This is a genomic window from Bacillus sp. FSL W8-0770 (assembly GCF_038008705.1).
Taxonomy (GTDB): domain Bacteria; phylum Bacillota; class Bacilli; order Bacillales; family Bacillaceae_G; genus Bacillus_A; species Bacillus_A cereus.
Window position 1 is genome coordinate 4454556 of the sequence record NZ_JBBOZR010000001.1, and the last position, 24782, is coordinate 4479337.

A 24782-nucleotide genomic window follows, 5' to 3' on the forward strand; every position below is an offset into this window, starting at 1 on the left:
CTTTCCCCTATTATACAATCATTTTCCGTTTCATTCTAATCCCTATCTCATCATTAGAATTTTCATACTTATTCGTTAACTGTAACATAAATCATTCAACAAATTCCACTAAGTAGGTTACAATAGGAGAGGATACATAATTAGTAGGGAGGCTTTACATATGAAAGATCCACGTATTGAAAAGTTAGCATACAATTTAATTAACTACTCTATCCGCTTACAAAAAGGTGAAAAAGTATTAATTGAAAACTTTGGCTTACAAAAAGAACTTGTAACTGCACTTGTAAAAGAAGCATATGCAGCTGGTGGTTTCCCATTCGTCTCTTTAAAAGATCATCAAGTAGATCGCTCTTTATTAATGGGTGCTACTGAAGAACATTTCGAACAAATCGCTGCATATGAAGCAAGCGTAATGAAAGACATGGACGCTTATATCGGCCTTCGCTCTGGCGATAATATTAATGAACAAGCTGACGTTCCAAGTGAGCGTATGAAAGTTCATGGCCAAACAGTTGGTAAAAAAGTTCATAGAGACATTCGCGTTCCAAAAACACGTTGGGTTGTTCTTCGCTACCCAAATGCTTCTATGGCACAGCTTGCTAAAATGAGTACAGAAGCTTTCGAAGACTTCTACTTCGAAGTATGTAACTTAGACTACGGTAAAATGGATAAGGCAATGGATAGCCTTGTTACATTAATGAATAAAACAGATAAAGTTCGTTTAACTGGTCCTGGAACTGACTTAACATTCTCTATTAAAGACATTCCAGCAATTAAATGCTCAGGTCATTTAAACATTCCAGACGGTGAAGTATACTCTGCACCAGTTCGTGATTCTGTTAACGGTACAGTTTCTTACAACACACCATCTCCTTACAACGGTTATACATTTGAAAATGTACAACTTAAGTTTGAGAACGGTCAAATCGTTGAAGCAACTGCAAACGATACAGAGCGCATTAACAAAATCTTCGATACAGACGAAGGCGCACGCTACGTTGGTGAGTTCGCAATTGGCGTAAACCCATACATCTTACATCCAATGGGAGACATCCTATTCGATGAAAAAATCGATGGCAGCTTCCACTTTACTCCTGGACAAGCTTACGACGATGCATGGAACGGCAACAACTCGAACATCCACTGGGATTTAGTATGCATCCAACGCCCTGAATACGGCGGCGGCGAAATTTACTTCGACGACGTACTAATCCGTAAAGACGGACGCTTCGTTGTACCTGAACTAGAAGCTTTAAACCCAGAGAACTTAAAATAATAATAAAAACGCTCGGAATTTTCGCCGAGCGTTTTTATTTCTTCCCTACCATTTCTATTTTCACATGTGGATTTTCTTTCTCTATAAGCCCCAAGAATTCATCCATATTTTGCGGCATCGCAACGATATGTACTTTATATGCATTCGTCGTAATTTCAAGAGACTTTCCGACCTGACGTATAATTCTCACATCTTTTAATACAATATCATCATTTAAAATACCGTACTTTAATACGCCATTTTCTACTTTATGTTTTTTAATAAATACTTCCCAAACGAGTGGTACATTTACAATGAAGCATAAACCCATCCCAATCAACGCTGACATCCAATGCGCTTTATTAGTGAAAAGCATGACAATTGGATATATAAACATAAAAGCTAACGTAAGACAAACAAAAATGACTACTGACTTACTTCTTTGAATTGGAAAGTTCATACCTACACCCCCTAACCCAAATTATACCACTATTTCCATTTTGCTTCATAGAAAAAGGCCATTTCTAAATGACCTTTTACACAATGTACCTATAAAATTTCTTATCTACCTGTAGCACCGGAAAGTTTTTCGGCAACTCGTCTATACTCACACTTTCAAAACCATTCTTTTCATAAAAACGATGTGCCGCTAAAAATTTTACTGTTGTTCCTAAGTAAATATCTTTCAATTTTTTATCCTCAGCCCATGAAATTGCTGTTTGAAGCAACATATGTGACGCGCTCCATTCTTTTCCGCGAAACTCTTTCTTCACGAACATTTTTCTTAGCGCTACTTGAAGATTCTCAATATCTAATAAAGCTACTGTTCCAACTACTTTCCCATCATAAATTGCTACCCAAAAGTTTCCGTGATCCTTTTGATAGAATGTTTCTATTTCAAGTAAATCAGGTTGCTCTTCTTTCGTAATGGGAACATTATATTCTTTTTGCTGAATATGAACGATAAGATCTACTACTTCCTCTTGAAACGTACTTTCATATGGAACAATACGAATCTTCTCGTTCATCGAATCTCTTTCCATTCTGAAGCTAGTAAACTATATACAGCGATATCATGAAAATGATCATATAGCCATTCTTCATCTCGTAAAATACCATCTAACTTAAATCCTAAACGTTCTGGAATTGCGCGGCTCTTCGCATTTCCAACACCGCACCGAATTTCCATTTTATTTAATTTTAAATTCTCAAATGCATAGTGAAGTACAGCCTTTACGCTACGCGTCATAATACCTTTCCCGCCAGCATCTTCTGCAAGATAATACCCAAGACTCGTCGCTTTCTTCCCCCAGCTCACTGGATGAATGCCTACCATCCCAACGAGCTTTCCTTTGTAACGGATACCACTTTCAAAACCGTCTCCCTCTGCAAACTTCTTTAACCACATCGGAAAAATCTCATCATAAGCATCAGCAGATTTCGTCCCATCTACCCAAGGGAGCCATTTTCGTAAATGATTACGGTTTTGATCTAATAATTGATATAATTCCTCTTTATGATGTTTTTCTAGTAATTGTAGTTCGATTTCGTCATCTACTCGGAGTGTGAACATATTTTTCAGTCCCCTTTTTAGTTTTCTTATTATTCTAACACTTATATTTCAAAACGCGTACCAATATATCAACGATTTTTGAAATATATCGAACACAACTCCATATATATAGACGTTTCAACATTAATGCATAACCACGACAACATAAAAAAGACGCATAGCCAAGCTATGCGTCTTTCCTATTACTTCTCTGCAACTTGAACTTCTTTTACGTAAGCTGCTTCGAATTTTTGGATGTCTCCTGCGCCCATGAAAATTAGAACGCCGTTTTTATGTTTCTTTAATACATCCGTTGTTGTATCTGTAATTAGTTCTGCACCGTCAATACGCTTTTGCAGATCTTCGATTGTTAATTCACCTTTGTTTTCGCGTGCTGATCCGAAAATATCACATAAGTATACTTGATCAGCTTTGCTTAGGCTTTCTGCGAACTCATCTAAGAACTTTTCTGTACGTGAGAATGTGTGTGGCTGGAATACAGCGACAATTTCACGCTCTGGATGTTTTTGACGAGCTGCTTCAATCGTTGCATTAATTTCTGTCGGATGGTGTGCGTAGTCATCGATAATCACTTGCTCTCCCATCGGCTTTTCATTAAAGCGACGTTTTACGCCTTCAAAAGTTGTTAGCTGATGCTTAACTGCTTCTACATCAACGTTTTCATAATGGCAAAGTGCAATTACTGCTAACGCATTTAATACGCTGTGATTGCCGTATCCTGTAATTTTGAACGTGTCATAGTACGTATTACGAACGAATACATCAAAAATAGTACCATCTGTTCTCTTTTGGATGTTGCGTGCTTGGAAATCATTATCTTCTCCAAATCCATAGAAAATAACAGGTACTTTCGCTTGAATTTTTTGAAGTTCTTCATCATCTCCACATGCAATAATGCCTTTTTTCACTTGCAATGCCATCTCTTGGAATGCACTGAATACATCATTGATGTCTGCAAAATAATCTGGATGATCAAAATCAATATTCGTCATAATTGCATAGTCTGGATTATAAGACAAGAAATGACGACGATACTCACAAGCTTCAAATACAAAATACTTACTATTTTCTACCCCATGCCCTGTTCCATCTCCAATAAGGTAAGATGTTGGGTGTGCACCTTGCATTACATGGGCTAACAAACCTGTTGTTGATGTTTTTCCGTGTGCACCAGTTACAGCAACACTTGTGTATTGGCTCATCAGGTCACCTAAGAAATGATGGTAACGATGGACTGGGATGTTTAATTCTTTTGCTGCTACGATTTCTTCATGCGTATCAGGAAATGCATTTCCTGCAATAATCACCTGTCCTTCTTCTACATTATTCTTATCAAAAGGAAGGATCGAGATATTGCGCTTTTCCAACGCTGTTTGTGTAAAGAAACGCTTTTCATAATCAGACCCTTGAACAGTATGCTTCATATCATGAAGAATTTGCGCTAATGAACTCATTCCTGTTCCTTTAATTCCTACAAAATGGTAAACTGTCATCTTAAAGAACCTCCAACATTTCGAACTAATACAACGGCCTATCTATAAGACAGTATATGAATCTTTTCTTATTTTGGTAATCATCATACATTTTTGATGTAGTGAAGTTATTCTTCCCTTCACTTATCAGGATAAACTCGTACGTACTTCTTTATATATCCATAACAAGTCCATTATAGCAAAAAAGAAGCCGCTATACTATGATAACAGAAAAACTGATAGGGTCAATCACCTATCAGTTTTTCTCTCTTTTACATCTCTTCTCTTTTTTCTAATTGAACACGCTCTAAACGTGGGTTTGGACGATATTTACGACCAGCTTTTGCTTCTGGTTTCCCATTTAATTCTACATTATCACCAGTAAAGCCAATATTCATTTTTAATAAGCTACTTCCTACCCCGTATATGTCAACAGGTACGTTTTGAGCTTCAAATTCACGAATACGCTTCTCATCAAATCCACCAGTTACAACGATGTCTACATGCTGGAATCCTTCTTCATCAAGTGCTTTACGAAGTGCGAATACAAGCGATGGGTTTACACCACGTGGATCGAATGTTCCAAGTACTTCTGGGTGACGAATGAAGTATTGATCAATCATCGTGCGGGACGTATCTACACGTACACCTTTTAATGTTGATCCAAATTCACGCGCTACGCGAAGTGCATCTGTAATGACATCATTGTTGTAATCAATTAATACAACTAATTCATCTTCTGGGAATTTCTTATGATATGCTTTTGCCGCTTCTACAACATCACCATTAAACATTTGAATTAATGCGTGAGGCATCGTCCCCATACCACTTTTGCCCCACCATTCATTCATCGCATGCGTCGCTTGTGCGCTCATACCTCCGATGTATGCTGCATAACCGTCACCAGCTTGTTGTGTATAATGATCGTCACGATCTCCCATGAAAATAACTGGTTTTTCTTTATCTACGCTACGCGCAGCTTGGACAACGTTATATACGTTTGTCGCAACCGATGTACGACGAGCTAAAATCCCATCAATGACACCTTCTAAAAATCCGAAATTTTCATAAGGACCATGAATTGTTAACACTGTTTCAAATGGACTAATTTTATCGCCATCTTTTAAAGAGTTAATCTCAAGTTCCTCAGGATTTTTAGCGAATGTTTGTAGCAACGCAATTACTTCATCCGTTCCGCAAAGAACTGCATTTTCCTTTTGGAAAAATTGCATCGTTACAACACTTTTCGGGCGAAATTCTTCGATGATTTCTCTAGTCTTTAAAAAGTAAACGGCAGAGAACCACCCTTCTCCAACACGTTCGTCAAATTTAAATGTTTTATTTGTTAGTCTATTTATTTCACCTTTTAATTTTAATTCAATTTCTTTCATGTCGCTTTACTCCCTACTTTACTATCCAACATTTTCTCTTAGTATACAGCATAACCGTTTACTATACATTTGTTTCCTGCATAGCAGCGAATTCATCCTCAGAAATAAGGACATCTCTTGGCTTCGTTCCTCTTGCTTCAGAAATAATTCCTTGCGATTGCATCTCTTCAATGAGACGTGCTGCGCGATTATAACCAATGCGGAATTTTCGCTGTACAGAAGATGTGGACGCTCCCCCTTGTTCTACAACAAATTGACATGCTTCGAAGAACAATTCGTCTTCCGACTCAGCTTGTTCTGTTTTCGCTAATAAATCCTCTTGCTTAAATAAGTAATTCGGCTTCATTTGCTTTTTCACATGATCAACTGTCTTTTCAATCTCATCATCCGATACATATACACCTTGTACACGAACAGGCTTAGATGTACCGTTCCCTAAGAATAACATATCACCACGGCCAAGTAATTTCTCCGCGCCACCAATATCGATAATCGTACGCGAATCAACTTGAGATGATACAGTAAACGCAATACGCGTTGGAATGTTTGACTTAATTAAACCTGTAATAACATCTACAGATGGACGCTGCGTCGCTACTAATAAATGAATACCACAAGCACGTGCTTTTTGCGCAATACGACAAATCGCTTCTTCAACATCACCAGGTGCTACCATCATTAAGTCGGCTAACTCGTCAATGACAATAACGATATAAGGTAATGTTTCTCCCGGAATTTCTCGCTCACTTACAATCGTATTATAACGAGTTAAATCACGAGCACCTGCGTGCGCAAACAATTCATAACGACGTTCCATTTCCTCAACTGCCCATTTTAATGCAGCTGTTGCTGCTTTTACATCCGTAATAACAGGTGCTACAAGATGTGGAACAGAATTGTATGGTGCAAGCTCAACCATCTTCGGATCAATTAACATTAACTTCACTTCATGTGGTTTCGCTTTATATAAAATACTCGTTAAAATCGCGTTAATACACACACTTTTACCTGAACCCGTTGCACCCGCAATAAGTCCGTGCGGCATTTTTCGAATATCCGTTACAATTGGATCCCCTGAAATATCAAGTCCAAGCGCAACAGTAAGCGGTGATTCACTCTTTGTGAATACAGGACTTCTTAAAATTTCGCGAAGAAATACTGGCTTACTTTCTTTATTTGGAACTTCAATTCCAATTGCACTCTTCCCTGGAATCGGTGCTTCAATACGAATATCTTTCGCAGCTAAGCTTAACTTAATATCATCACTTAAATTTGTAATTTTATTTACTTTCACACCTGGGTCTGGCTGCACCTCAAAACGAGTGACTGCCGGACCTTGCGATACATTAATAACATGTGCTCCAACGTGAAAATTATTAAACGTTGTATCTAATAATTCTTTCTGCTCCTCTAACCATTCTGTATTATCTAACGCTGATTGCTGTGGAATCGACAACAGCGCTAATGGCGGAACAGTGTATGTCGGTGGTGTGTGCAATACATTTCGCATATCGTTCTCTCTTTGATTTACAACATATGCTTTCTCTTGTACTTCCGTACTTGAAATTGGCTTTTGTACTTGCTCTACCACTACTTGCTGTATTGGTTGTTCTTCCACTTGTGGCTCTGCTACTACTTGCTGCACTGGGTGCTCTTCCACTTGTGGTTCTGCTACCTCTTGCTGCACTGGGTGCTCTTCCACTTGTGGTTCTGCTACCACCTGCTGCATTGGTTGTTCTTCCACTTGTGGCTCTGCTACTACTTGCTGCACTGGGTGCTCTTCCACTTGTGGTTCTGCTACCTCTTGCTGCACTGGGTGCTTTTCCACTTGTGGTTCTGCTACTACTTGCTGCACTGGGTGCTCTTCCACTTGTGGTTCTGCTACCTCTTGTTGCACTGGCTTATTCTCTACTCGTACATTAGCAGAAGGCTGCATTGCATTTGCTCTAGCTGCATGTCTTTCCATTAATCGTGTTCTATCTTGTTTCAACATAACAACATTAAATGGTACATGACGCTTTTTCTCACGTTTTGGTTCTTCTTTTTGTACAACTGGTTGTTCTTCTGCGACTGGTGTTTCCTCGGCAACTGGTTGTTCTTCTACAACTGATTGCTCTTCTACGACCGGTGCTTCTTCTTCAACTCGTTGCTCTTCTGCGACTGGCGCTTCTTCTTCAACTCGTTGCTCTTCTGCGACTGGTGTTTCTTCTTCAACTTGTTGCTCTTCTACGACCGGTGTTTCTTCTTCAACTTGTTGCTCTTCTACGACCGGTGCTTCTTCTTCAACTCGTCTATTTTCCTCTGTTTCTGCAATTAAAACATTCGCAAAGCTTTGAACATCTTTCTTCGTTTGTTCATCAGCCTCAGCAACATGTATGAATTCACTCTTTTGTTCAATTGCTTCATCTTCTTGCTGAATTTCCTCAAGTGCTACAAATGTCTCTACTACAGGCGCTTTTGTTTCTGCAATCACTTCTGTTTCTTCTGCTTCCGCAATTACTTCCACTTCTTCTAACTCTTCTGCTTCCGCAATTACTTCAGCTTCTTCTGACTCTTCTGCTTCCGCAATTACTTCCACTTCTTCTGACTCTTCCGTTTCTGCAATTACTTCCACTTCTTCTAGCTCTTTTGCTTCCGCAATTACTTCCACTTCTTCTGACTCTTCTGTTTCTGCAATCACTTCTACTTCTTCTGCTTCCGCAATTACTTCCACTTCTTCAGGTGCCTCTGTTTCCATAACTACTTCTTCAAACTCTTCCGTTTCTGCAATTACTTCTACTTTTGACACTTCTTCTGGTATTTCCACAATGATTGTTTCTTCAAGTTTTTCTTCTGCTTTGACAATCACTGATTCTTCTGGAGCTTGCTTTTCTACTTCAATAGTAGGTTGTTTTATTTCTGTATTACGTTTAATTTCTTCTGATAATATTGTATCCTCGTGCTCTACTTTAGAAGCTACTAATTCTTCTTGTAGATTGTTTTCGTTTAACACCACTACATCTTTTTCTAGCTTAGCACTTTCCATCTGCTCAGCTACTGTTTTATGAAGTAATTCATCCGCTGAAACTTCCTGCGGTGCACTGATTTCTTGAAACACTTCTTTTTCTTCTACTATAGGCTCTTGGCGTTCGATTTCATAACCGTTTTTCTCTAACCATTGATCGACAACTGACTTTTCTTCCTTTTTACTCTGTTGATCTTGCTGATCAACTCCTTCATGACTGGAAGAAGTCGGTGCTTGTCCTTCTGAGAAATCAGATAGTGCATATCCTTTTTTCTCTAACCATGCATCAACGACTGATTTGCCCTCTACAGATATTTCAAGGTCTTCTCTTTCCTTTACTTCCTCCTGCTTTTCTTCCTTTTTCTCTACTGAAGGACGGTTATATCCGTAAATTGGCGAAATCATTTCCGTTGGACGAAATGGTCTACGGTTACTTTCTTGCGCTGGTGTAGATGCTTTCTTTACGACAGGCTCTCGATTCGGTTCATATTGCATTTCCGGCTCTTCATATGTAGAAACTACCTTCTCCACATACTGTCGTCTGCTTCTTTCCACTTTGATTCCTCTTTGAATAGGCTGATTCTCATATGTTACAGCTTGAACAGGTTGTTCTTCAAAATGCCCTGCTTCTATAACATCCTCTTCATCGAACCCATTATCCGGTACTAATGGAAAACGGCATTTACCTGCATTCCTACTTGCCATTTGTGCTTCTCTTGCTTCAGTGTAGTGGTTTACACGAGGAATTTTCGGCTGACTTTCAACTTGCTTTGGTACTTCTTTATTCATCGCTGTTTGTTCTTCCTCTTTGTTAAACAGCTTTTTCATCCAATCTAACATGCTTACCACTCTTTCTACTAAATAGTAACATCCTTTATTGTATCAGCATTCGGCAAAAAGTGCAGGTAAAATTAAGCATGTCATATTTATCCATAATATTCTAATTTACGAGTGTTTTCATATGGAAAAACGCAGCCTTACATGTAAGACTGCGTTTAAGCTTTACTCTTCCGATATGCATCTACACTATCTGTTACACTTTGCAACAAGGAATTTACATACTGCGAGTCAGATAATTTTTTATCTTCTTCAGGATTTGACATAAACCCAAGTTCTAATAGTACACCAGGAACCTTTGCCCAATTAAATCCAGAAAGATCATCCCGAAATTTAATTCCATTTACTTTTACTTGCTGGTTCTCCCTCATTTTATTTACAATCATTTGAGAGATTTGAAGACTTTCCGCATAAATCTCTTTCGTATATGGACTTCCTTCTGCCGGCGTCAATACAGCGAATCCACTTTGGTTTGGATTTTCAGAACCATCTGCATGAAGACGTAAAAATAAATTAGCCTTATGATTATTTGCGAATGTCGCCCTTTCTTTATTACTTATATCAACGTCTTGTGATGTTCTCGTCATTAATACTTGTATCCCTTTTGCTTCAAGCTTTTCTTTTAATAAAAAAGCCATTTCTAATACAAGTACAGCCTCTCTTTTTTTCGTCACAACACCAGTTGTACCATCTGTCACTTTATATTTTTGCGTCGCTGCCCCTGGCCCAATCGGCTCTAAATTTAAATTCGCTTTTTGTTGATGCCCTGGATCAATAACAACGAGAAACTTTCCTTGTTTTTCATTACTCTCTACTTTTTGTTCATTATTTTGCACTGGTTGCTCAGTTGGCTGCACTGGCGTAGTTTCTTCTTTCTTTTCCTCAGGCGATACTTCCTCTTGCTTATGTTCTACTTGCTCATTCGTTTGAATTGCTTGCAATTCTTCGTTTTTTTCTTGTTCTTGCTGTTTTTCTACTGGTGCGTCTTCTTTGGTATCTTTGTTCTTCTCTTGTATAGAAGATGTAGTTTCTTTTTTCGGCTGCTCTTGTGAACAACCGGCCATATATATTCCAATGAATGCAATCATGCTCATTATTTTTATATACTTCATACTTCTCTCCCATCACTTTGCACCGGATTCAAAGTTTTTCTTATAACTGCCCTATAATCTCATCCATATTTCCAATATAAACTGGCTGCCATTTTTCTGTACCACGTTCTGCAGTATAAACCGGATAAGCGTCATCATCTATATTTACGAAAACTGGATCGCCCATATCCGTTTCATATCCAATTGTAATCCATCCTTCTTGCCACTTTCCGTTTTCTTCACTTATTAATGAATTTTTATGTTTATCGTATCGGTAACCGATTTGTCCTTTTTCTAATTCACTTTCACTAAACACATATATTTCATAAGTACCTAGCTCAATATCTTGCTGTTTTGAAGTTTCAATTCGTTTTAGAAGTTCTGCGATTTTTGGTTGCTGTTTCATACTTCTATCCCCTTCTACTTTTCTAAATTTTAACTAGTTTGTTTATAAAATACAATATAGATTTTAAGAAAAAAGGTGACATCCTTATCATATTAACAATTTTTTGAATATATCTATCACTACTCTCAATATATCAACGATTCAACATGAAATTTCGAATTACCAACAATGAATGTAAAAAAAGAGAGGCTGTCCAAAAGGACAACCTCTCTTTTCTTATATCAATTAAAATTTGAACTCTTGTCCAACTTCAAAGCTATCTTCTAATACAAGAATACCTTTCTCTTGTGGAGCGTCTGGAAGCTCTAATTCACGTGCAGAGCAGATCATTCCAGAAGAAGGAACACCGCGAAGTTCTGCTGGTTTAATTAACATACCACTTGGCATTACAGCACCAATTTTTGCAACGACAACTTTTTGTCCTGCATCAACGTTTGGTGCGCCACATACGATTTGTAATGTTTCTGTACCGATTTCTACTTTACAAATGTTTAGCTTATCAGCATTTGGATGTTTCTCTTTTTCAGCTACATAGCCTACAACAAATTTCGGAGAAAGATCTGCTTCTACTGTTTCTTCAAAGCCGTTCTTCGCTAAAATTTCGTTGATTTTCTCTACAAGCTCTTTCGTTAATGTAAGGTTGCCTGTTTCTTTTACTTCTAAGTAAGAAGATGCATTAAAGATGTTGAATCCTGCTGTCTCGTTGCTTTCACGATCGTATACGCGTGCAACATCTCCTTTGCGATCAAAAGTACGGTTCTCTAAAGTAATATCTTGTAAGGCAACAATTAAAGTGTCACCAATTCCTTCAAGGTTGTAAAAAACGTTCACTTCGTTCATCCTTTCTCTTTTCCATCTGTCTTCTTCCGATTTTTCGCTAAAATAAAGATTGGTTCAAATTCTCCATCTTCATATACGAATGAAAGTGATGTAATCGGAACATGCCCTTCGGCAAAAAATTTCATTGTCATTTGTGCAATAATATCATAACCGATTTCGTTGACGATATCAGCAATAATTAATACATCTTGGTGAGGAACAGCAACAACCATGTCACCAGAAATCTTTTCACGCATCGATTGTAGTAACGATTCGTTTAAAATACGAGTCGCGTCATACCCATCATTTGTGTTTAAAAAGTAGAATGTATTACCCGCTACTGTGTCTTGTTTAAATTCATAACCTAATGAGCGTGCGTTGAATAATGCCATTTCACGCACTTGCTGTTCTGTAAGTTCTAATTTTTGTAATAGACGCTCATCAATTAGTCGATACGTTTTATTCGAATCTAACGCATAGTAAATACGTGTTTCCGCCGTATGATCCGTCATAATAAACGGATTTCCTTCTTCTGCTTGTTTCGGGAAAGAAGTAGAGCGAATAACAGGTAAAATTTTCGCTCCGCTATTTTCTTCTTTATGCATCGCAATTAGCGCTTCTTGTACGTAATAAGCAACTTCTTCAATTGCCTTTTCTTTGTTCACTTCCCATTTTGCCACAACTCCTGGAAGCGATACGTTAATACCTTTTTTGGAGTCTTTTTGTTCAATACGTAAAACTTCTTTCTCACTATCATACTGAAAGTCCCATTCTGGGCGAGATAATTTCTTTATTAACTCATCTTTCATCTTTTTACTTGTCATCTTCATCTCTTTTTTCCTCCCTTCCAAAAAAATAACCTCCCCCGCGAAGGTAGAGGTTGTTTTACAATTCAATTGGCAAATTGCCTTATTTTAAACCTTCAATGAACTCTTCGATTTGTTCTTGTGTTTTACGATCTTTGTTTACATAGCGACCAGTTTCTTCACCTTTATTGTACGCTACAAAGCTCGGAATGCCAAATACGTCTAATTTTACACATAGATCAATAAACTCATCGCGATCTACATAGTAAAATGAGAAATCACTATATTTCTCTTCTACTTCTGGCATAAATGGATCTACAAAGCGGCAGTCTGGGCACCATTCTGCTGAGAACATAAAGACTACATTCTCTTCATTTTTTAACTGTTGGAATTGCTCCATGCTTTCTAATGACTTCATCTATATTTCCTCCTCTAACGAGTGCATTTTTCATGTTATAATCTTTCTTTTATACTACCATACATCGCGCATGGTGCAAGGTTTATGCTTGCTTTTTGTCATACTTATATTGCCCAACTAACAACTTAACAACGTGTACAAATAATTCCGTACGATCGACATAATCCTCTGTAAAAATACCGATCGCACCTTCGTGACTACGAATATCTTTTCGCTGCACAAACTCTTCCATCACTTCGCTTAATTCCTTACCATCTTCAAGAGGTGCTAAAAAATCGTCTGGTAATGTAATACGCGCTCCTCCGGCCACAAATACTTTCCCATCACTTGTTGCTAGCGCGCCCCAGTTACACATAAATAAACCGTGCTCCGTTTTCATTACGCCGCCTTCTAGCCCAATACCAATTGGAGCTTCTCCTTCCTCTAGCGCTCGCTTCGCTCTATTAATCGCTCCTTGCATCGTCTCTTCATCTGAGAAAGGCTGAGCTGATACTCCTGACGGAACAGAAAGAGATGTAATTTCAGCATCTTTCCAAACCTTCTCCACAGCGCCAACCTTCGTTTTATTCTTTGATCCAACTACTACTTTCATTTCGTTCACCTCTATAAAAATTCTTCATTCTATTCTAATATCCGCTTCGGCACGAATTAAGTACCAACCACTATCACATACCACCAGGGAATCCCTTCTACCTATAAAAGAAGGTGGCTTTCCACAATATTACTGGTCCTAGACACAAAAACAGGCTTCCTCTTTCTTCCTACGCGCGGTCTTCACACATCATTCGAGCATCCATTAGGCACTGACCGCCACCACACACCGCTGGGTCATCTCTCCTACCTAAAAAAAGAAAGAGCTTTTAGCCCTTTCTTCTACGCGTTATTCTTAATTGTCTCTAACGTCGTTTTATCTGTTGTTCTTACAAGCTTCGTAATTAATTCTTTCGCCGCTGCATAATCATCAACATGTAAAATTGAAGCATGTGTATGAATATAGCGTGCACAAACACCAATTACTGCTGATGGGATACCAGAGTTACTTGTATGTACACGGCCCGCATCTGTACCACCTTGTGAAATAAAGTATTGGTACGGAATGTTGTTTGTTTCTGCTGTATCTAAAATGAATTCGCGCATCCCTCTATGTGTTACCATCGTGCGATCATAAATACGAAGAAGAGCACCTTTTCCTAATTGACCGAACTGCGTTTTGTCACCAGATGCATCGTTTGCTGGACTTGCATCAAGCGCATAAAAAATGTCTGGTTGAATCATATTTGCAGCTGTTTGCGCTCCGCGGAGACCTACTTCTTCTTGTACAGTAGCACCAGAGTATAATGTGTTTGGTAATGTTTCATCTTTTAATTCTTTTAACAATTCGATTGCAAGGCCACATCCGTAACGGTTGTCCCAAGCTTTCGCCATAATTTTCTTTTCGTTTGCCATCGGCGTGAATGGGCAAATCGGCACGATTTGTTGTCCTGGTTTTACACCAATTTCAATCGCATCTTCATAACTATCTGCACCTATATCAATTAACATATTTTTTATATCCATCGGTTTTGCACGTTGCGCGTCACTTAATAAATGAGGAGGAATAGAACCAACAACCCCAATAACAGGACCATTCTTCGTCATAACTTGTACACGCTGTGCTAATAGAACTTGACTCCACCATCCGCCTAACGTTTGAAAACGAAGCATTCCGTTTTTCGTAATTTGCGTAATCATGAAACCTACTTCATCCATATGACCTGCTACAAGAACACGCGGGCCAGTTTCGTCCCCTTTTTTCAGACCAAATACGCTCCCTAAACCGTCTTGTACAATTTCATCCGCATATTTGCTTAATTCTTGTTTCATAAAACGGCGTACATTATGTTCAAAACCTGATGCACCTTGTAATTCTGTTAACGTACGAAATAATTGTAATGTCTCTTTATTCACGAAGTCCCCTTCTTTCAAACCTTAGTAGAATACCCCTTTTATTGTAACGAAATTTTCGAAATGTTTCTAGTTTCTTCTTTTTTAGCTGTATTTGCTTTATAATTATTATCGGTACACTATTTTTATTTTATAGAATTGAGGTGAATATATGAGCTGGAAAGGTTTAGTAGCAGGTCTTGGCGTTGGGTTCGCAGCTGGTTATCTCGTTGCAAACAAAGTACAAGAACAATCCCATATTTCTTCAGAAAAAGCATTGAAAATGGTGAAACAAGCATTAAGTCATAAAGGTGAAATTACTGGCTCTTGGGTACATATGGTTCCAGAGACATTTGAAAAATATGATGTCGCATATGAAGTTTATCGCGGCGGTCTTACAACAATGTTAAATGATATACAAGAACGATTTGAATTTTTAGTTGATGCTAAAACAGGTACTGTTTTAGAGGTTATAGCAGCATAAAAAGGAGGGTTCCCATTAGGTGAACCTCTTATTTTTTTGAAATTGCGGGTATTGATTAAAATTATATCAGCGATTTTCCGAATATATCGGCGCAGCTCAATTTATATCAGCGATTTCCCAATTATATCGGCGCAACTCAATTTATATCAGCGATTTCCCAATTATATCGGCGCAACTCAATTTATATCAGCGATTTCCCAATTATATCGGCGCAGCTCAATTTATATCAGCGATTTCCCAATTATATCGGCGCAACTCAATTTATATCAGCGATTTCCCAATTATATCAGCGTTTGTTTAAATATATCGACTTACCGACAAAACCCGACAATAAAAAAGAGGCTGCTCCAATAAATATGATGGAACAACCTCCTATTTTTATGCTTCTATACTCGTTTTCCGTTCTACTTTTTCTACGATATGCCCTTCCTCATTCCACTTCACAGCGCGATAATATGCGTCATGGTAAAACGTAAACCATGCCTCTTTTTCAGCACCATACTTCATCCACTTTTGTTTATTTTCAATCGAGGTCATCGGATAATCGTCGTATGCCATTACCCATAATACATTTTGATGTGCGTGCGTCGGTAATAGGTCTGCTAAATGAAGCATCGTTTCCCCATGGCTTTCTAAAGCAATAACTGCATGTCCATCACTATGACCACCTGTATGCACCATTTTTATTTCATCTGTAATTTCTATTTCTTGCTGGAACGTAACAACTTGATCTACAATCGGCTCCCAATTTTCCTTCCAATATGTATTACGGGATCTAATATTTGGGTTCCTCATTTCATTCCACTCTGTTTCACTTACGTAAACTTTCGCGTTCGGAAACGCTGGTACAAGGTGATCACCTTCCCATTTTGTTAAACCAGATGCATGATCAAAATGAAGGTGCGTCATTAAAACATAGTGAATATCTTCTGGCTTTAATCCTAGTTTTTCTAATGATTCATAAACCGATGATTCTTCTGTTACACCTTGATTCCGCTTCATCTTCTCATTCAATTTACCGTTTCCTATTCCTGAATCAATGAGCATATTTCCATCTTTCGTTTGTAAAAGTAACGGATCTGTTCGTAAGTAAATATGATTTGTGTCATTATGTTTATATTTACGTGACCAAAGTACTTTCGGCACAACACCAAACATTGCCCCTCCATCTAAATGTGTATTTCCGCCTTTTAACCACGTTACTTTTATATCTCCAATTTGTAACTGTTCCATTACACATCCCCCTTTCAATTAATCTTAACATAAAATTCTGATTATTTTAGATATAAAAAACCTATGCATTACTGCATAGGCTCTGTACGATATTTTGCTTCAACTCGGTAAATACGATGACCTTTACTAGAGAATTTCTCTTCGTATTCAGTCATGATGTTACCTTCAAAGTCGCTGTTATGAAGATCTAAGCTTAAGTAAGTTAGTAACATACCATACTCAGCCATACTCATAAGAGAATATTCAAATAAACCTTGGTTATCTGTTTTGAAATGAATTTCTCCACCTTCTACTAACACTTCTTCGTAATTACGTAAAAACGTTTTATACGTTAAACGACGCTTCGTATGACGCTTCTTTGGCCATGGATCTGAGAAGTTTAAATAAACGCGATCAATCTCACCTTTTGCAAAGAAAACTGTTAAATCTTCAGCATCTTTATTAATTAACTTTAAGTTCGGCACTTCTTCTTCAATTAATTTATCAAGTGCATCTACAACAACACTTGTGAATTTTTCAATTCCAATATAATTAATATGTGGATTCGCTTTTGCCATATCATACATAAAGCGGCCACGACCTGTACCTACTTCAATATGAATTGGTTGTTCATTTCCAAATACTTCTTTCCAGTTACCAGCGCGCTCCTCTGGGTTTCCGATTACGATATGTGAATACTCGTTAATTCGATCCATTGCATATGGTTTATGTCTTAAACGCATAGATGTCTCCCTCTCTTTACAAAACTATTTTAAAGGAATAATTCCTTCTTTCTTTTTTTAATCAATCTACCAAACAAAAAACCAAGTACGTACGAGCACTCGGTCCGTTTCTTTCAAGTATAAGATGTACCATTTTGATAAAAACTACATACAGCATTAAACATTCCATGACGAAACAGCTTTTTCTCTTACATTTGAAGAGAAAAACAATCGAAAGGATGATCCGTTCATGCCAATTAATCAACAACATCAATTAGAAGTGCTGAAAGATATTTTAGTCAACCACCAAAGTGATTGCTGCGGGACAGTTTCAGAATGCGAGCAATTAGAGCGCCTCATTCAATCGTTACTCGCAAACGATAATATAAGTAGTGACGCTAAAACAATGCTAAACGATGTATATTCTTATAGTCAATCGGGTAAATCTTCCTCTAATTTGGACAACCATATTTCCAATAATCAAGAACAACTCACTCAGTGGATTGCTGGAATGGACAATTTTTCTTAAGTATTATTCTGAAGCAAGTAGTTGCTGTAAATATTGATGCCAATATTCAGCTTCTGCTTGCTGTTTTTTTGTTGTATGCCATTGAATAGACAAAATCGTTTGTGCTATCACATACCATCTCATACGCCTAAGCAGCGATTCATCCATTTCAATATCATAATAACCGAGCCACTCACTCCACTCCTGGCGCGGAATGTACCAATATAATAACATACCGAGGTCTAGAGCTGGGTCAGCAATTACAGCTCCATCCCAATCAATTAAAAACAATTCATCTTCATCCGACAATAGCCAGTTGTTATGGTTTACATCACAATGGCATACAACGAATTCATTGTATTCAATAGCTTTTAATGAATCCATTAAATATTGAAGGCCTTGCTGAATTGTTTCATCATCCCTTATATCTCCTCTTAAAACGAGTTGCAGTTGTTGTAATAACTCTTGTGCGTGAAGCGGCTGCTTCCCAAGTCTTTGAATCATCTGTACAAGCGCTTTAGAGGAGTGTATTTTCTTCAAAAGTTTCGCAACACGTTCTAGTTTCATATCCTCTGGCTCTAGCTTCTGTCCCGGAAGCCATTTTTGAGCAGAAATTACATCACCATTCGTTACCCTTCTTGTCCAAAGTAATTTTGGAACAATTCCTTCTGCTGACAATACCGCTAAAAAGGGCGATGTATTCCGCTTTAAAAATAACTTCTGTTGTCCGTTTTGCGCAATATATGCATCGCCCGTTACTCCACCAGCCGGTACAAGACTCCACTCTTTTCCTAATAATTGTTCCAACCATTCCATATTCATTACCCGTTAACAAATCCTTATCTTTTATAGTTATGAAAAGAAAAACCGCAACATTTCTACACATGTTGTGGATTCATATATTTTACTGTAAATGAAAAGAAAAATTAGCCTAAGCCAAAAATCCTCTATTTTATTTTACAAAACCTGTCATAGAATGACAACTTATCAAAATCGTCACCTTTGTCAATTCTACATTTATTACATTCTCATCGTCAAGTAGCGATTTGTCACATTATCGTCAATATATACGTGCTAATTGGAGCGAGCCTAAGTTCCTTTCCTCTAAATGAAGAAATTGGCTCTATTTTCGCTTCGTTTTCGTTTACTAACACATGCCACGTTGCTTCTTTCGGAAGTTGCACAGTTTTAGCTTCTAAACCGCTATTAAATAAGACGATAATCTCTTTCCACGGCCCAAACGATTCTGCATGCTCTAGGTGATATGCAAGTACTTCTGTAGATGTTTGTAAAAAAGTCATATGTTTTTTTATAAGGTCTGCATTTTGTAATCGGAATGCCCCATGCTCTTTACGAATCGCAATTAAACCTTTTATATAGTTAACGGTTTCTATCTCTTTCTCTTTTTGATCCCAATCTAATTGATTGATCTCATCATTTGCATTATAACTATTTTCATTTCCTTTCTTCGTACGATAAAACTCTTGCCCTGCGTGTAAGAAAGGAATGCCTTGTGAAAGAATAACCATTGCGCTCGCTAATAGGTGACGTTTTTTCAAAATCGTTTCTGATTCTTCATTACTGCGCACTAGTTTATCCCACATCGTCATATTATCATGACATTCTACATAGTTAATGCTTTGCGCCGGCTCTAAAAACAACCCTGTTTCTTTCATACTTAAAAGACTTCCTGCTGCAATATACTGCAAATGATTACAGTCTACATGCCCACCAAATGCAAAACCACGCTTATTTATATGAAATGTACTCCCTTTTATCCCATCACGAAATTGATCATTAAACTGTGCGATATGTGGCATTTTCTTCGCATTATTTAACGTTGCTTTTTCCTCAAGAGGAAGCGGTGTTTGTAAATCCCATCCTTCTCCTAATAACAAAGCATCTCGTTTTATGTTTCGCACTTCTTTCTCTATCATATTCATTGTATCAATATCTAAAATTCCCATTAAGTCGAATCGGAATCCATCGACATTGTATTCAGTAAGCCAATATAAAATAGACTCTACAATGAATTTCCTCATCATTTTCCGTTCAGACGCTATATCATTTCCGACTCCCGTCCCATTAGAAGGCATACCATCTTCACCATGACGAAAATAATATCCTGGAACAAGCTTCTCAAATGATGATAGCTCTCTTTCATAAACATGATTATATACAACATCTATAATCACCCTAATACCTTGTTCATGAAATGTTTCAATTAGTTGTTTGCACTCAACTATCCTGTTATACGGATCAGAGGGGTTTGTAGCATAATATCCTGTTGGTGCATTGTAATATAATGGATTGTACCCCCAATTATAGGCAGAAGAAGAATTCGCCTCATCCACACCACCGAAACAATATAAAGGCAATAATTCAACATGCGTAACGCCTAAATCTTTTATATGAGACAAACCTGTCAATGTCCCATTTCGTCCTGTTGTTCCTTCTTCCATTAGCCCTTTATACGTCCCTTTTTTACCCACTCCACTGTTCGGATGAATAGTAGCATCACGAATATGCAATTCATACAATATGGCATCTGTCATTGCTTGTAATGGTGGTAATTGCTCTCGTTTCGTTACAGTCGTCTTTTCTAAATCGATAACAATGCCATACTTTCCATTTACAGTCACTGACTTTGCGTAAGGATCCACCGCTTCGTTCCATATTAAATTAATACAAACAAGAAATGTATAGCGTGCTCCGTCTAAATCACCTTGTAATGTTTGAATCCAAACTCCGTTTTCTCCCCTGTACATTTCATGATCGGTATATTCTTTATCGCTCTTATAAATTCTTACTTTCGCAAGCCTTGCAGTTGGAGCCCATACTTTAAATGTCGTTTCTTGTTTTTGATACACAGCACCTAAATCTGTACCTTCGTAATAATACTTTTCATCGAAAATTTTTGTTCGAATAACAGCACCTATTTGTAAATCAGTTTCTTCATTCCGTTCATCTCGTACTGTATAATACTTCCCCACATCTAGCGGCTCTTCTATAAAGCACTCATACTTCGTTGCATCTGGAAGCGCAATAGTATGAGTAATCGGTAAATCTTTCACATTACTTCCTTCTTGCAAACGAAATGTCCGACTTGTTCCATACGCATGTGGGAGCAAAATTGTAATTTTATTCATTTCATCTAAATAGGCATCAAATGGACGTTTTACTTTCAACATAAAAAAATCACCATCATTCTCAAAGTTAAAATAAAGTGAAACTTTAATGAGCGAGAAAATTTTTCCATCCTCACTTATTATTAGCCTTCACCAATTAGGCGAGATAAAATGATCTGCAAATGATAAGGCTTTTCTTATCAACAAGACTCTATACAGTAACTCCATTCTTCTCTATAGTATATTCACCTGCATAAAAAACGTTTTCAACATTCTATTTTTGTAATTTTATTTCAGCAATCGATTTATACTTCGGGGTTTCTTTCACGTGGGATTCGTATAAAGTAATTGTATCTGCTTGAAATGATATTTCAGGCACTTCTTTTATACTTTCTAAACGAAACTTTTCTTCTCCTATCCATTTACGAGCAACGGTAATATGCGGGTGATACGGGCGTATTTCTAGAGAAAATCCATTTTCTTCACAAATGGCATGTACTTGCTTTTGCAACTGAAACAAATCGTGATTCTCACTTACCTTCGCCCAAAAAATACGGGGCTGATCTTCCCTACCAAACGTTGAAAAACCTTGTAACGTGAACGATAGTTCTTTTGTTTCTGCAACTGTTTGTAATCCATTCTTTATTCCCTCTAATTGTTCCTCCGTTGCACTCCCTAAAAATGAAAGGGTAATATGATAGTCTTCTTTATGTACCCATGAACGAAATTGTAATTCCTCTTGCATGTCCTTTTTATAGTTATACAGCATTTCTTTTATATGATTCGGTAACGTAATTGCGACAAAATAATGCAGTTCCATGTACATCTTCTCCTTCTTTCTATTGTTGCTTTTCTTTCTTATCTCATTCAGGTAAAAAGAAGCCGCTCTCCAAAATAGAGAGCGGACATTATTTATATATCCATTACTTCGCTAATTCATGAATTGCTTGTGCGTAAATTGCTGTTGCTTTTAATAAGTCTTCAATTTCGATATACTCATCTTTTTGATGTGCAAGTTCTTCTTTTCCAGGGAATAGCGGGCCAAATGCCACACCAGCTTTTAATGAACGAGCATAAGTACCGCCGCCGATTGCTAATAGTTCTGCTTTTTCACCTGTTTGTTCTTCATACACACGTTGTAACGTACGGATTAATACGTGATCTTTATCGACGTGATGTGGGCGAGAATTAGAATAGTCAGCCACTTCAAAACCATGCGTACCAACATATTCTTTCAACTTCACAATTGTTTCTTCAAAGTTAGTTGTAACTGGGTAACGTACGTTTAGCCCTAAGTTACCACCGTTTTCTTTCGTATAAGAAATGCGACCGACATTCACTGTTAACGGACCGCTAATTTCATCTTTATAAGCAATAGTAGCTTTTTCACCAAAAATATCACCAGTAAATGTTTCTGTTGCAAATGTCGCAAATGCAGTTGCTTTTCCATCAAGTGAAACTGTAGTTAAGAAGTTTGCTAATAATAAACCTGCATTTTCTCCTTTTTCAGGAGTAGATCCGTGCGCTGAAATTCCTTCTATTTGCAACGTCACTGCATTTCCTTCTATAGTCGATTTCCCTATTTTTTTAGCAGTTTGTAAATACTCTTCATATGCTACTGTAAGTGCATTTACATCTTCTCCTGTAATAACCGCTTCTGCAAAATCAGGAACCATATTTAAACGGCGCCCTGAATCAAATGAAACAAGTTCATATGTACCTTTTTTCTCTTTACTACCATTTTGCACAACTTGTATATCAGAAATTCCTTTTTCTGCATTAATAATTGGAAAGTCTGCATCTGGTGCAAAACCGATTGTTGGCATTTCTTCATTTTTAAAGTAGTGATCTACACATTTCCAATTACTTTCCTCATCTGTTCCTATAATCATACGAACACGTTTGGAAAGAGGTAAGCCTAATTCTTTCACAATTTTCATCGCATAATATGCTGCCATCGTTGGGCCTTTATCGTCAATTGCACCACGTGCAAAAATCTTTCCATCGCGAATATCCGCACTATATGCAGGAGTCGTCCAGCCATCTCCTTCTGGTACAACATCAACGTGACAAAGAATGCCTACTAACTCTTCTCCTTGTCCCATTTCAAGATGACCTGCATATCCTTCTAAATTTTTAGAAGCAAAACCTTCAGTTTCTCCTTTATGTAACATGAAAGATAAAGCTTTTTCTACACCTTCACCGAATGGTGCGCCCTCTTTCGCCGATTCTTCTTCCCATACACTTTTAATTTGTAAAAATTGTTGTGTATCACGAATTAAATCATCTTTTCGTTTCGCAACTTCTTCTGTCCAATTAATTGCTGACATCACGCATCCATCCTTCACTATATTGTTTCTTCCATCATAACAAACCGAAATCTCTTATGCCATACACGAAAACTAAATACCGAACAATTGTAATATTTCAGATATTTCTTATTAGTTTTTCTTTTATTTTTCCAAAAAAATTTGCAGGAATTTGGCGTTTTACGTAGAATTTTATGTGTTAGTTGACTGACCATATATACAATGTCAACTACCAATATTTTTCTATATGAATATTTGTTAAATTTCTGTAAAATTTAAGTAGATTAAAGCATGAATTTTATCATGTAGAGTACAATGGTAGTAACGACCTTCTTTCCTGAATGGGGTCAAAAAAACTAGTAGAGGAGTGGTTTTCTCTTGAAACCTACAACTACTCGTATGCTAACACGCATTAAATCAATTTATATGTACATCAATGAAAACGGAACGGTAACGACGAAAGACCTTGTAGATGAGTTCGGGATCACACCGCGAACGATACAACGTGATCTAAATGTGTTGCAGTTTAATGAACTCGTGTATAGCCCTTGCCGCGGTAAGTGGACAACAACAGGAAAGAAAGTGAGAATGACCTCATAATGAAAAATAATTGTATGTAAATAAATACATACCCCTTTCTAATAATTAGAAAGGGGTCTTTTCTGCGCCTATAAAGGTACTACTTTTCAGTATCTACTTGATATGTTTTTAACATTTCTACTTCTTCATCTGTTAGCTCTCGGTATTGTCCAAGTTCTAGTTCTTCATCTAATACTAACGGACCCATCTCTGTTCTCTTTAGGTAGACTACTTTTTTCCCTACCGCTTCAAACATACGTTTCACTTGATGGAATTTCCCTTCCGTAATCACAAGCTCAATTTCAGAAATATCATCGCTTTTCAATATTGTAAGTGCACCTGGCTTTGTTTCATAGCCATCATCTAAAATAACACCTTTAGCAAACTCTTTTACATCCTCTTCTGTTACTACTCCTGCAACGTGTGCATAATATTTTTTCGGCACATGCTTTTTCGGAGATAATAATTGATGTGATAACTTCCCATCATTTGTTATCAATAAGAAACCTTCCGTATCGATATCAAGTCGTCCAACTGGGAACGGATCAAAGATTGCATCTTCTAATTCTAATAAATCTATTACTGTTTCATGATTATCATCTTCCGTCGCTGAAATAACACCTTGTGGTTTATGCATCATTAAGTAAACAAATTCTTTGTATTCCACAACTTCACCGTGAATCATAACTTCTTGCTCTTCTACATTTACATGAACTTTCGCATCTTTTACTGGCGTTCCATCAATTTTCACAACGCCGTCTTTCAATAATTTCTTTACTTCTTTTCTACTTCCATATCCCATATTTGCTAATAATTTATCTAATCTCACGTTTTTCACCTTCTTT

General features: G+C 37.4%; 24 protein-coding genes. 4 read left to right on the forward strand and 20 right to left on the reverse strand.

Features of this window, described 5'->3' with window-relative positions:
- The first annotated feature begins 160 nt into the window (after positions 1-160).
- A complete protein-coding gene (locus NST27_RS22950) occupies positions 161-1276 on the forward strand; it encodes an aminopeptidase (protein ID WP_000654731.1) in 1116 nt (371 codons plus the stop codon).
- A gap of 34 nt (positions 1277-1310) precedes the next feature.
- On the opposite strand, the gene NST27_RS22955 is transcribed toward NST27_RS22950, so the two are convergent.
- The 13 genes from NST27_RS22955 to NST27_RS23015 all read right to left on the reverse strand — a co-directional run bounded on the left by NST27_RS22955 (position 1311) and on the right by NST27_RS23015 (position 15019).
- The gene (locus NST27_RS22955; protein ID WP_001010627.1) at positions 1311-1715 is read right to left on the reverse strand and encodes a PH domain-containing protein; all 405 of its coding nucleotides are present in this window, start codon (positions 1713-1715) and stop codon (positions 1311-1313) included.
- A gap of 76 nt (positions 1716-1791) precedes the next feature.
- Positions 1792-2283 carry a GNAT family N-acetyltransferase gene (locus NST27_RS22960; protein ID WP_025966469.1) on the reverse strand — a complete coding sequence of 164 codons (492 nt, stop codon included), beginning with the start codon at positions 2281-2283 and terminating at the stop codon, positions 1792-1794.
- Positions 2280-2828, reverse strand: coding sequence for a GNAT family N-acetyltransferase (locus NST27_RS22965; protein WP_025966470.1), 549 nt, complete (start codon positions 2826-2828; stop codon positions 2280-2282). Before NST27_RS22965 ends, NST27_RS22960 begins: the two co-directional genes overlap by 4 nt.
- 182 nt (positions 2829-3010) lie before the next feature.
- Entirely contained in the window at positions 3011-4321 is a 1311-nt protein-coding gene (gene murC / locus NST27_RS22970; RefSeq protein ID WP_000219457.1) for a UDP-N-acetylmuramate--L-alanine ligase, read from the reverse strand.
- A 251-nt stretch (positions 4322-4572) separates the two neighbouring features.
- The gene (locus NST27_RS22975; protein ID WP_000658370.1) at positions 4573-5691 is read right to left on the reverse strand and encodes a nicotinate phosphoribosyltransferase; all 1119 of its coding nucleotides are present in this window, start codon (positions 5689-5691) and stop codon (positions 4573-4575) included.
- Positions 5692-5752: 61 nt separating this feature from the next.
- A complete protein-coding gene (locus NST27_RS22980; RefSeq protein ID WP_341035193.1) occupies positions 5753-9535 on the reverse strand; it encodes a DNA translocase FtsK in 3783 nt (1260 codons plus the stop codon).
- 155 nt (positions 9536-9690) lie between these two features.
- On the reverse strand, positions 9691-10644 hold the full coding sequence (locus NST27_RS22985; protein WP_047386989.1) for an N-acetylmuramoyl-L-alanine amidase: 954 nt from the start codon (positions 10642-10644) through the stop codon (positions 9691-9693).
- 40 nt (positions 10645-10684) lie between these two features.
- On the reverse strand, positions 10685-11029 hold the full coding sequence (locus tag NST27_RS22990) for a hypothetical protein (RefSeq protein ID WP_047386990.1): 345 nt from the start codon (positions 11027-11029) through the stop codon (positions 10685-10687).
- Between the two features lie 225 nt (positions 11030-11254).
- Entirely contained in the window at positions 11255-11869 is a 615-nt protein-coding gene (gene ytpR, locus NST27_RS22995) for a YtpR family tRNA-binding protein (protein WP_001006761.1), read from the reverse strand.
- On the reverse strand, positions 11866-12678 hold the full coding sequence (locus NST27_RS23000; RefSeq protein ID WP_000784588.1) for a DUF1444 domain-containing protein: 813 nt from the start codon (positions 12676-12678) through the stop codon (positions 11866-11868). The genes ytpR and NST27_RS23000 overlap by 4 nt, the downstream gene beginning before the upstream one ends.
- Positions 12679-12757: 79 nt before the next feature.
- Positions 12758-13072 carry a thioredoxin family protein gene (locus NST27_RS23005; protein WP_000838193.1) on the reverse strand — a complete coding sequence of 105 codons (315 nt, stop codon included), beginning with the start codon at positions 13070-13072 and terminating at the stop codon, positions 12758-12760.
- 82 nt (positions 13073-13154) lie between these two features.
- Positions 13155-13664, reverse strand: coding sequence for a DUF84 family protein (locus NST27_RS23010; RefSeq protein ID WP_047386993.1), 510 nt, complete (start codon positions 13662-13664; stop codon positions 13155-13157).
- 281 nt (positions 13665-13945) lie between these two features.
- Entirely contained in the window at positions 13946-15019 is a 1074-nt protein-coding gene (locus NST27_RS23015; RefSeq protein ID WP_001986690.1) for a M42 family metallopeptidase, read from the reverse strand.
- Between the two features lie 148 nt (positions 15020-15167).
- On the opposite strand from NST27_RS23015, the gene NST27_RS23020 reads away from it, so the two are divergent.
- The gene (locus NST27_RS23020; protein WP_000118543.1) at positions 15168-15479 is read left to right on the forward strand and encodes a PepSY domain-containing protein; all 312 of its coding nucleotides are present in this window, start codon (positions 15168-15170) and stop codon (positions 15477-15479) included.
- A gap of 378 nt (positions 15480-15857) precedes the next feature.
- Here the strand turns inward: NST27_RS23020 and NST27_RS23025 are convergent, their stop codons facing one another.
- On the reverse strand, positions 15858-16712 hold the full coding sequence (locus NST27_RS23025; protein ID WP_000436862.1) for a YtnP family quorum-quenching lactonase: 855 nt from the start codon (positions 16710-16712) through the stop codon (positions 15858-15860).
- Positions 16713-16780: 68 nt separating this feature from the next.
- The gene (trmB, locus tag NST27_RS23030) at positions 16781-17434 is read right to left on the reverse strand and encodes a tRNA (guanosine(46)-N7)-methyltransferase TrmB (protein ID WP_001239383.1); all 654 of its coding nucleotides are present in this window, start codon (positions 17432-17434) and stop codon (positions 16781-16783) included.
- A gap of 229 nt (positions 17435-17663) precedes the next feature.
- Between trmB and NST27_RS23035 the strand changes: the two genes are divergently transcribed.
- Complete coding sequence (locus NST27_RS23035) at positions 17664-17942, forward strand: YtzH-like family protein (protein WP_001122235.1); 279 nt, start codon at positions 17664-17666, stop codon at positions 17940-17942.
- Positions 17943-17945: 3 nt separating this feature from the next.
- Here NST27_RS23035 and NST27_RS23040 read toward each other — a convergent pair whose 3' ends face one another.
- The 4 genes from NST27_RS23040 to pepV all read right to left on the reverse strand — a co-directional run bounded on the left by NST27_RS23040 (position 17946) and on the right by pepV (position 23379).
- Complete coding sequence (locus NST27_RS23040) at positions 17946-18743, reverse strand: phosphotransferase family protein (protein WP_001986674.1); 798 nt, start codon at positions 18741-18743, stop codon at positions 17946-17948.
- A 227-nt stretch (positions 18744-18970) separates the two neighbouring features.
- The gene (pulA, locus tag NST27_RS23045) at positions 18971-21112 is read right to left on the reverse strand and encodes a type I pullulanase (RefSeq protein ID WP_047386996.1); all 2142 of its coding nucleotides are present in this window, start codon (positions 21110-21112) and stop codon (positions 18971-18973) included.
- Between the two features lie 211 nt (positions 21113-21323).
- Entirely contained in the window at positions 21324-21869 is a 546-nt protein-coding gene (gene thpR / locus NST27_RS23050; protein WP_000418996.1) for an RNA 2',3'-cyclic phosphodiesterase, read from the reverse strand.
- A 103-nt stretch (positions 21870-21972) separates the two neighbouring features.
- On the reverse strand, positions 21973-23379 hold the full coding sequence (gene pepV, locus NST27_RS23055) for a dipeptidase PepV (RefSeq protein WP_047386999.1): 1407 nt from the start codon (positions 23377-23379) through the stop codon (positions 21973-21975).
- A gap of 357 nt (positions 23380-23736) precedes the next feature.
- Here pepV and NST27_RS23060 point away from each other — a divergent pair, with 357 nt between their 5' ends.
- Positions 23737-23958 carry a DeoR family transcriptional regulator gene (locus tag NST27_RS23060; protein WP_000805512.1) on the forward strand — a complete coding sequence of 74 codons (222 nt, stop codon included), beginning with the start codon at positions 23737-23739 and terminating at the stop codon, positions 23956-23958.
- 79 nt (positions 23959-24037) lie between these two features.
- On the opposite strand, the gene NST27_RS23065 is transcribed toward NST27_RS23060, so the two are convergent.
- Positions 24038-24766: a pseudouridine synthase gene (locus tag NST27_RS23065; RefSeq protein WP_001234947.1), complete on the reverse strand. Its 729-nt coding sequence runs from the start codon at positions 24764-24766 to the stop codon at positions 24038-24040.
- Between the last annotated feature and the right edge of the window lie 16 nt (positions 24767-24782).

Excerpts from the sequence above, each read along its gene's own strand:
- NST27_RS22965 (WP_025966470.1), bottom strand. The coding sequence starts at position 2,828 with ATGTTCACACTCCGAGTAGATGACGAAATCGAACTACAATTACTAGAA.
- trmB (WP_001239383.1), bottom strand. The coding sequence starts at position 17,434 with ATGCGTTTAAGACATAAACCATATGCAATGGATCGAATTAACGAGTAT.
- murC (WP_000219457.1), bottom strand. The coding sequence starts at position 4,321 with ATGACAGTTTACCATTTTGTAGGAATTAAAGGAACAGGAATGAGTTCA.
- NST27_RS22960 (WP_025966469.1), bottom strand. The coding sequence starts at position 2,283 with ATGAACGAGAAGATTCGTATTGTTCCATATGAAAGTACGTTTCAAGAG.
- NST27_RS23020 (WP_000118543.1), top strand. The coding sequence starts at position 15,168 with ATGAGCTGGAAAGGTTTAGTAGCAGGTCTTGGCGTTGGGTTCGCAGCT.
- NST27_RS22980 (WP_341035193.1), bottom strand. The coding sequence starts at position 9,535 with ATGTTAGATTGGATGAAAAAGCTGTTTAACAAAGAGGAAGAACAAACA.
- NST27_RS23035 (WP_001122235.1), top strand. The coding sequence starts at position 17,664 with ATGCCAATTAATCAACAACATCAATTAGAAGTGCTGAAAGATATTTTA.
- NST27_RS23025 (WP_000436862.1), bottom strand. The coding sequence starts at position 16,712 with ATGGAACAGTTACAAATTGGAGATATAAAAGTAACGTGGTTAAAAGGC.
- pulA (WP_047386996.1), bottom strand. The coding sequence starts at position 21,112 with ATGTTGAAAGTAAAACGTCCATTTGATGCCTATTTAGATGAAATGAAT.
- thpR (WP_000418996.1), bottom strand. The coding sequence starts at position 21,869 with ATGGAACTGCATTATTTTGTCGCAATTACGTTACCGAATCATATAAAA.
- NST27_RS22990 (WP_047386990.1), bottom strand. The coding sequence starts at position 11,029 with ATGAAACAGCAACCAAAAATCGCAGAACTTCTAAAACGAATTGAAACT.
- pepV (WP_047386999.1), bottom strand. The coding sequence starts at position 23,379 with ATGTCAGCAATTAATTGGACAGAAGAAGTTGCGAAACGAAAAGATGAT.
- NST27_RS22975 (WP_000658370.1), bottom strand. The coding sequence starts at position 5,691 with ATGAAAGAAATTGAATTAAAATTAAAAGGTGAAATAAATAGACTAACA.
- NST27_RS23005 (WP_000838193.1), bottom strand. The coding sequence starts at position 13,072 with ATGAAGTCATTAGAAAGCATGGAGCAATTCCAACAGTTAAAAAATGAA.
- NST27_RS22955 (WP_001010627.1), bottom strand. The coding sequence starts at position 1,715 with ATGAACTTTCCAATTCAAAGAAGTAAGTCAGTAGTCATTTTTGTTTGT.
- NST27_RS22950 (WP_000654731.1), top strand. The coding sequence starts at position 161 with ATGAAAGATCCACGTATTGAAAAGTTAGCATACAATTTAATTAACTAC.
- ytpR (WP_001006761.1), bottom strand. The coding sequence starts at position 11,869 with ATGAACGAAGTGAACGTTTTTTACAACCTTGAAGGAATTGGTGACACT.
- NST27_RS23010 (WP_047386993.1), bottom strand. The coding sequence starts at position 13,664 with ATGAAAGTAGTAGTTGGATCAAAGAATAAAACGAAGGTTGGCGCTGTG.
- NST27_RS23000 (WP_000784588.1), bottom strand. The coding sequence starts at position 12,678 with ATGAAGATGACAAGTAAAAAGATGAAAGATGAGTTAATAAAGAAATTA.
- NST27_RS23040 (WP_001986674.1), bottom strand. The coding sequence starts at position 18,743 with ATGAATATGGAATGGTTGGAACAATTATTAGGAAAAGAGTGGAGTCTT.
- NST27_RS22985 (WP_047386989.1), bottom strand. The coding sequence starts at position 10,644 with ATGAAGTATATAAAAATAATGAGCATGATTGCATTCATTGGAATATAT.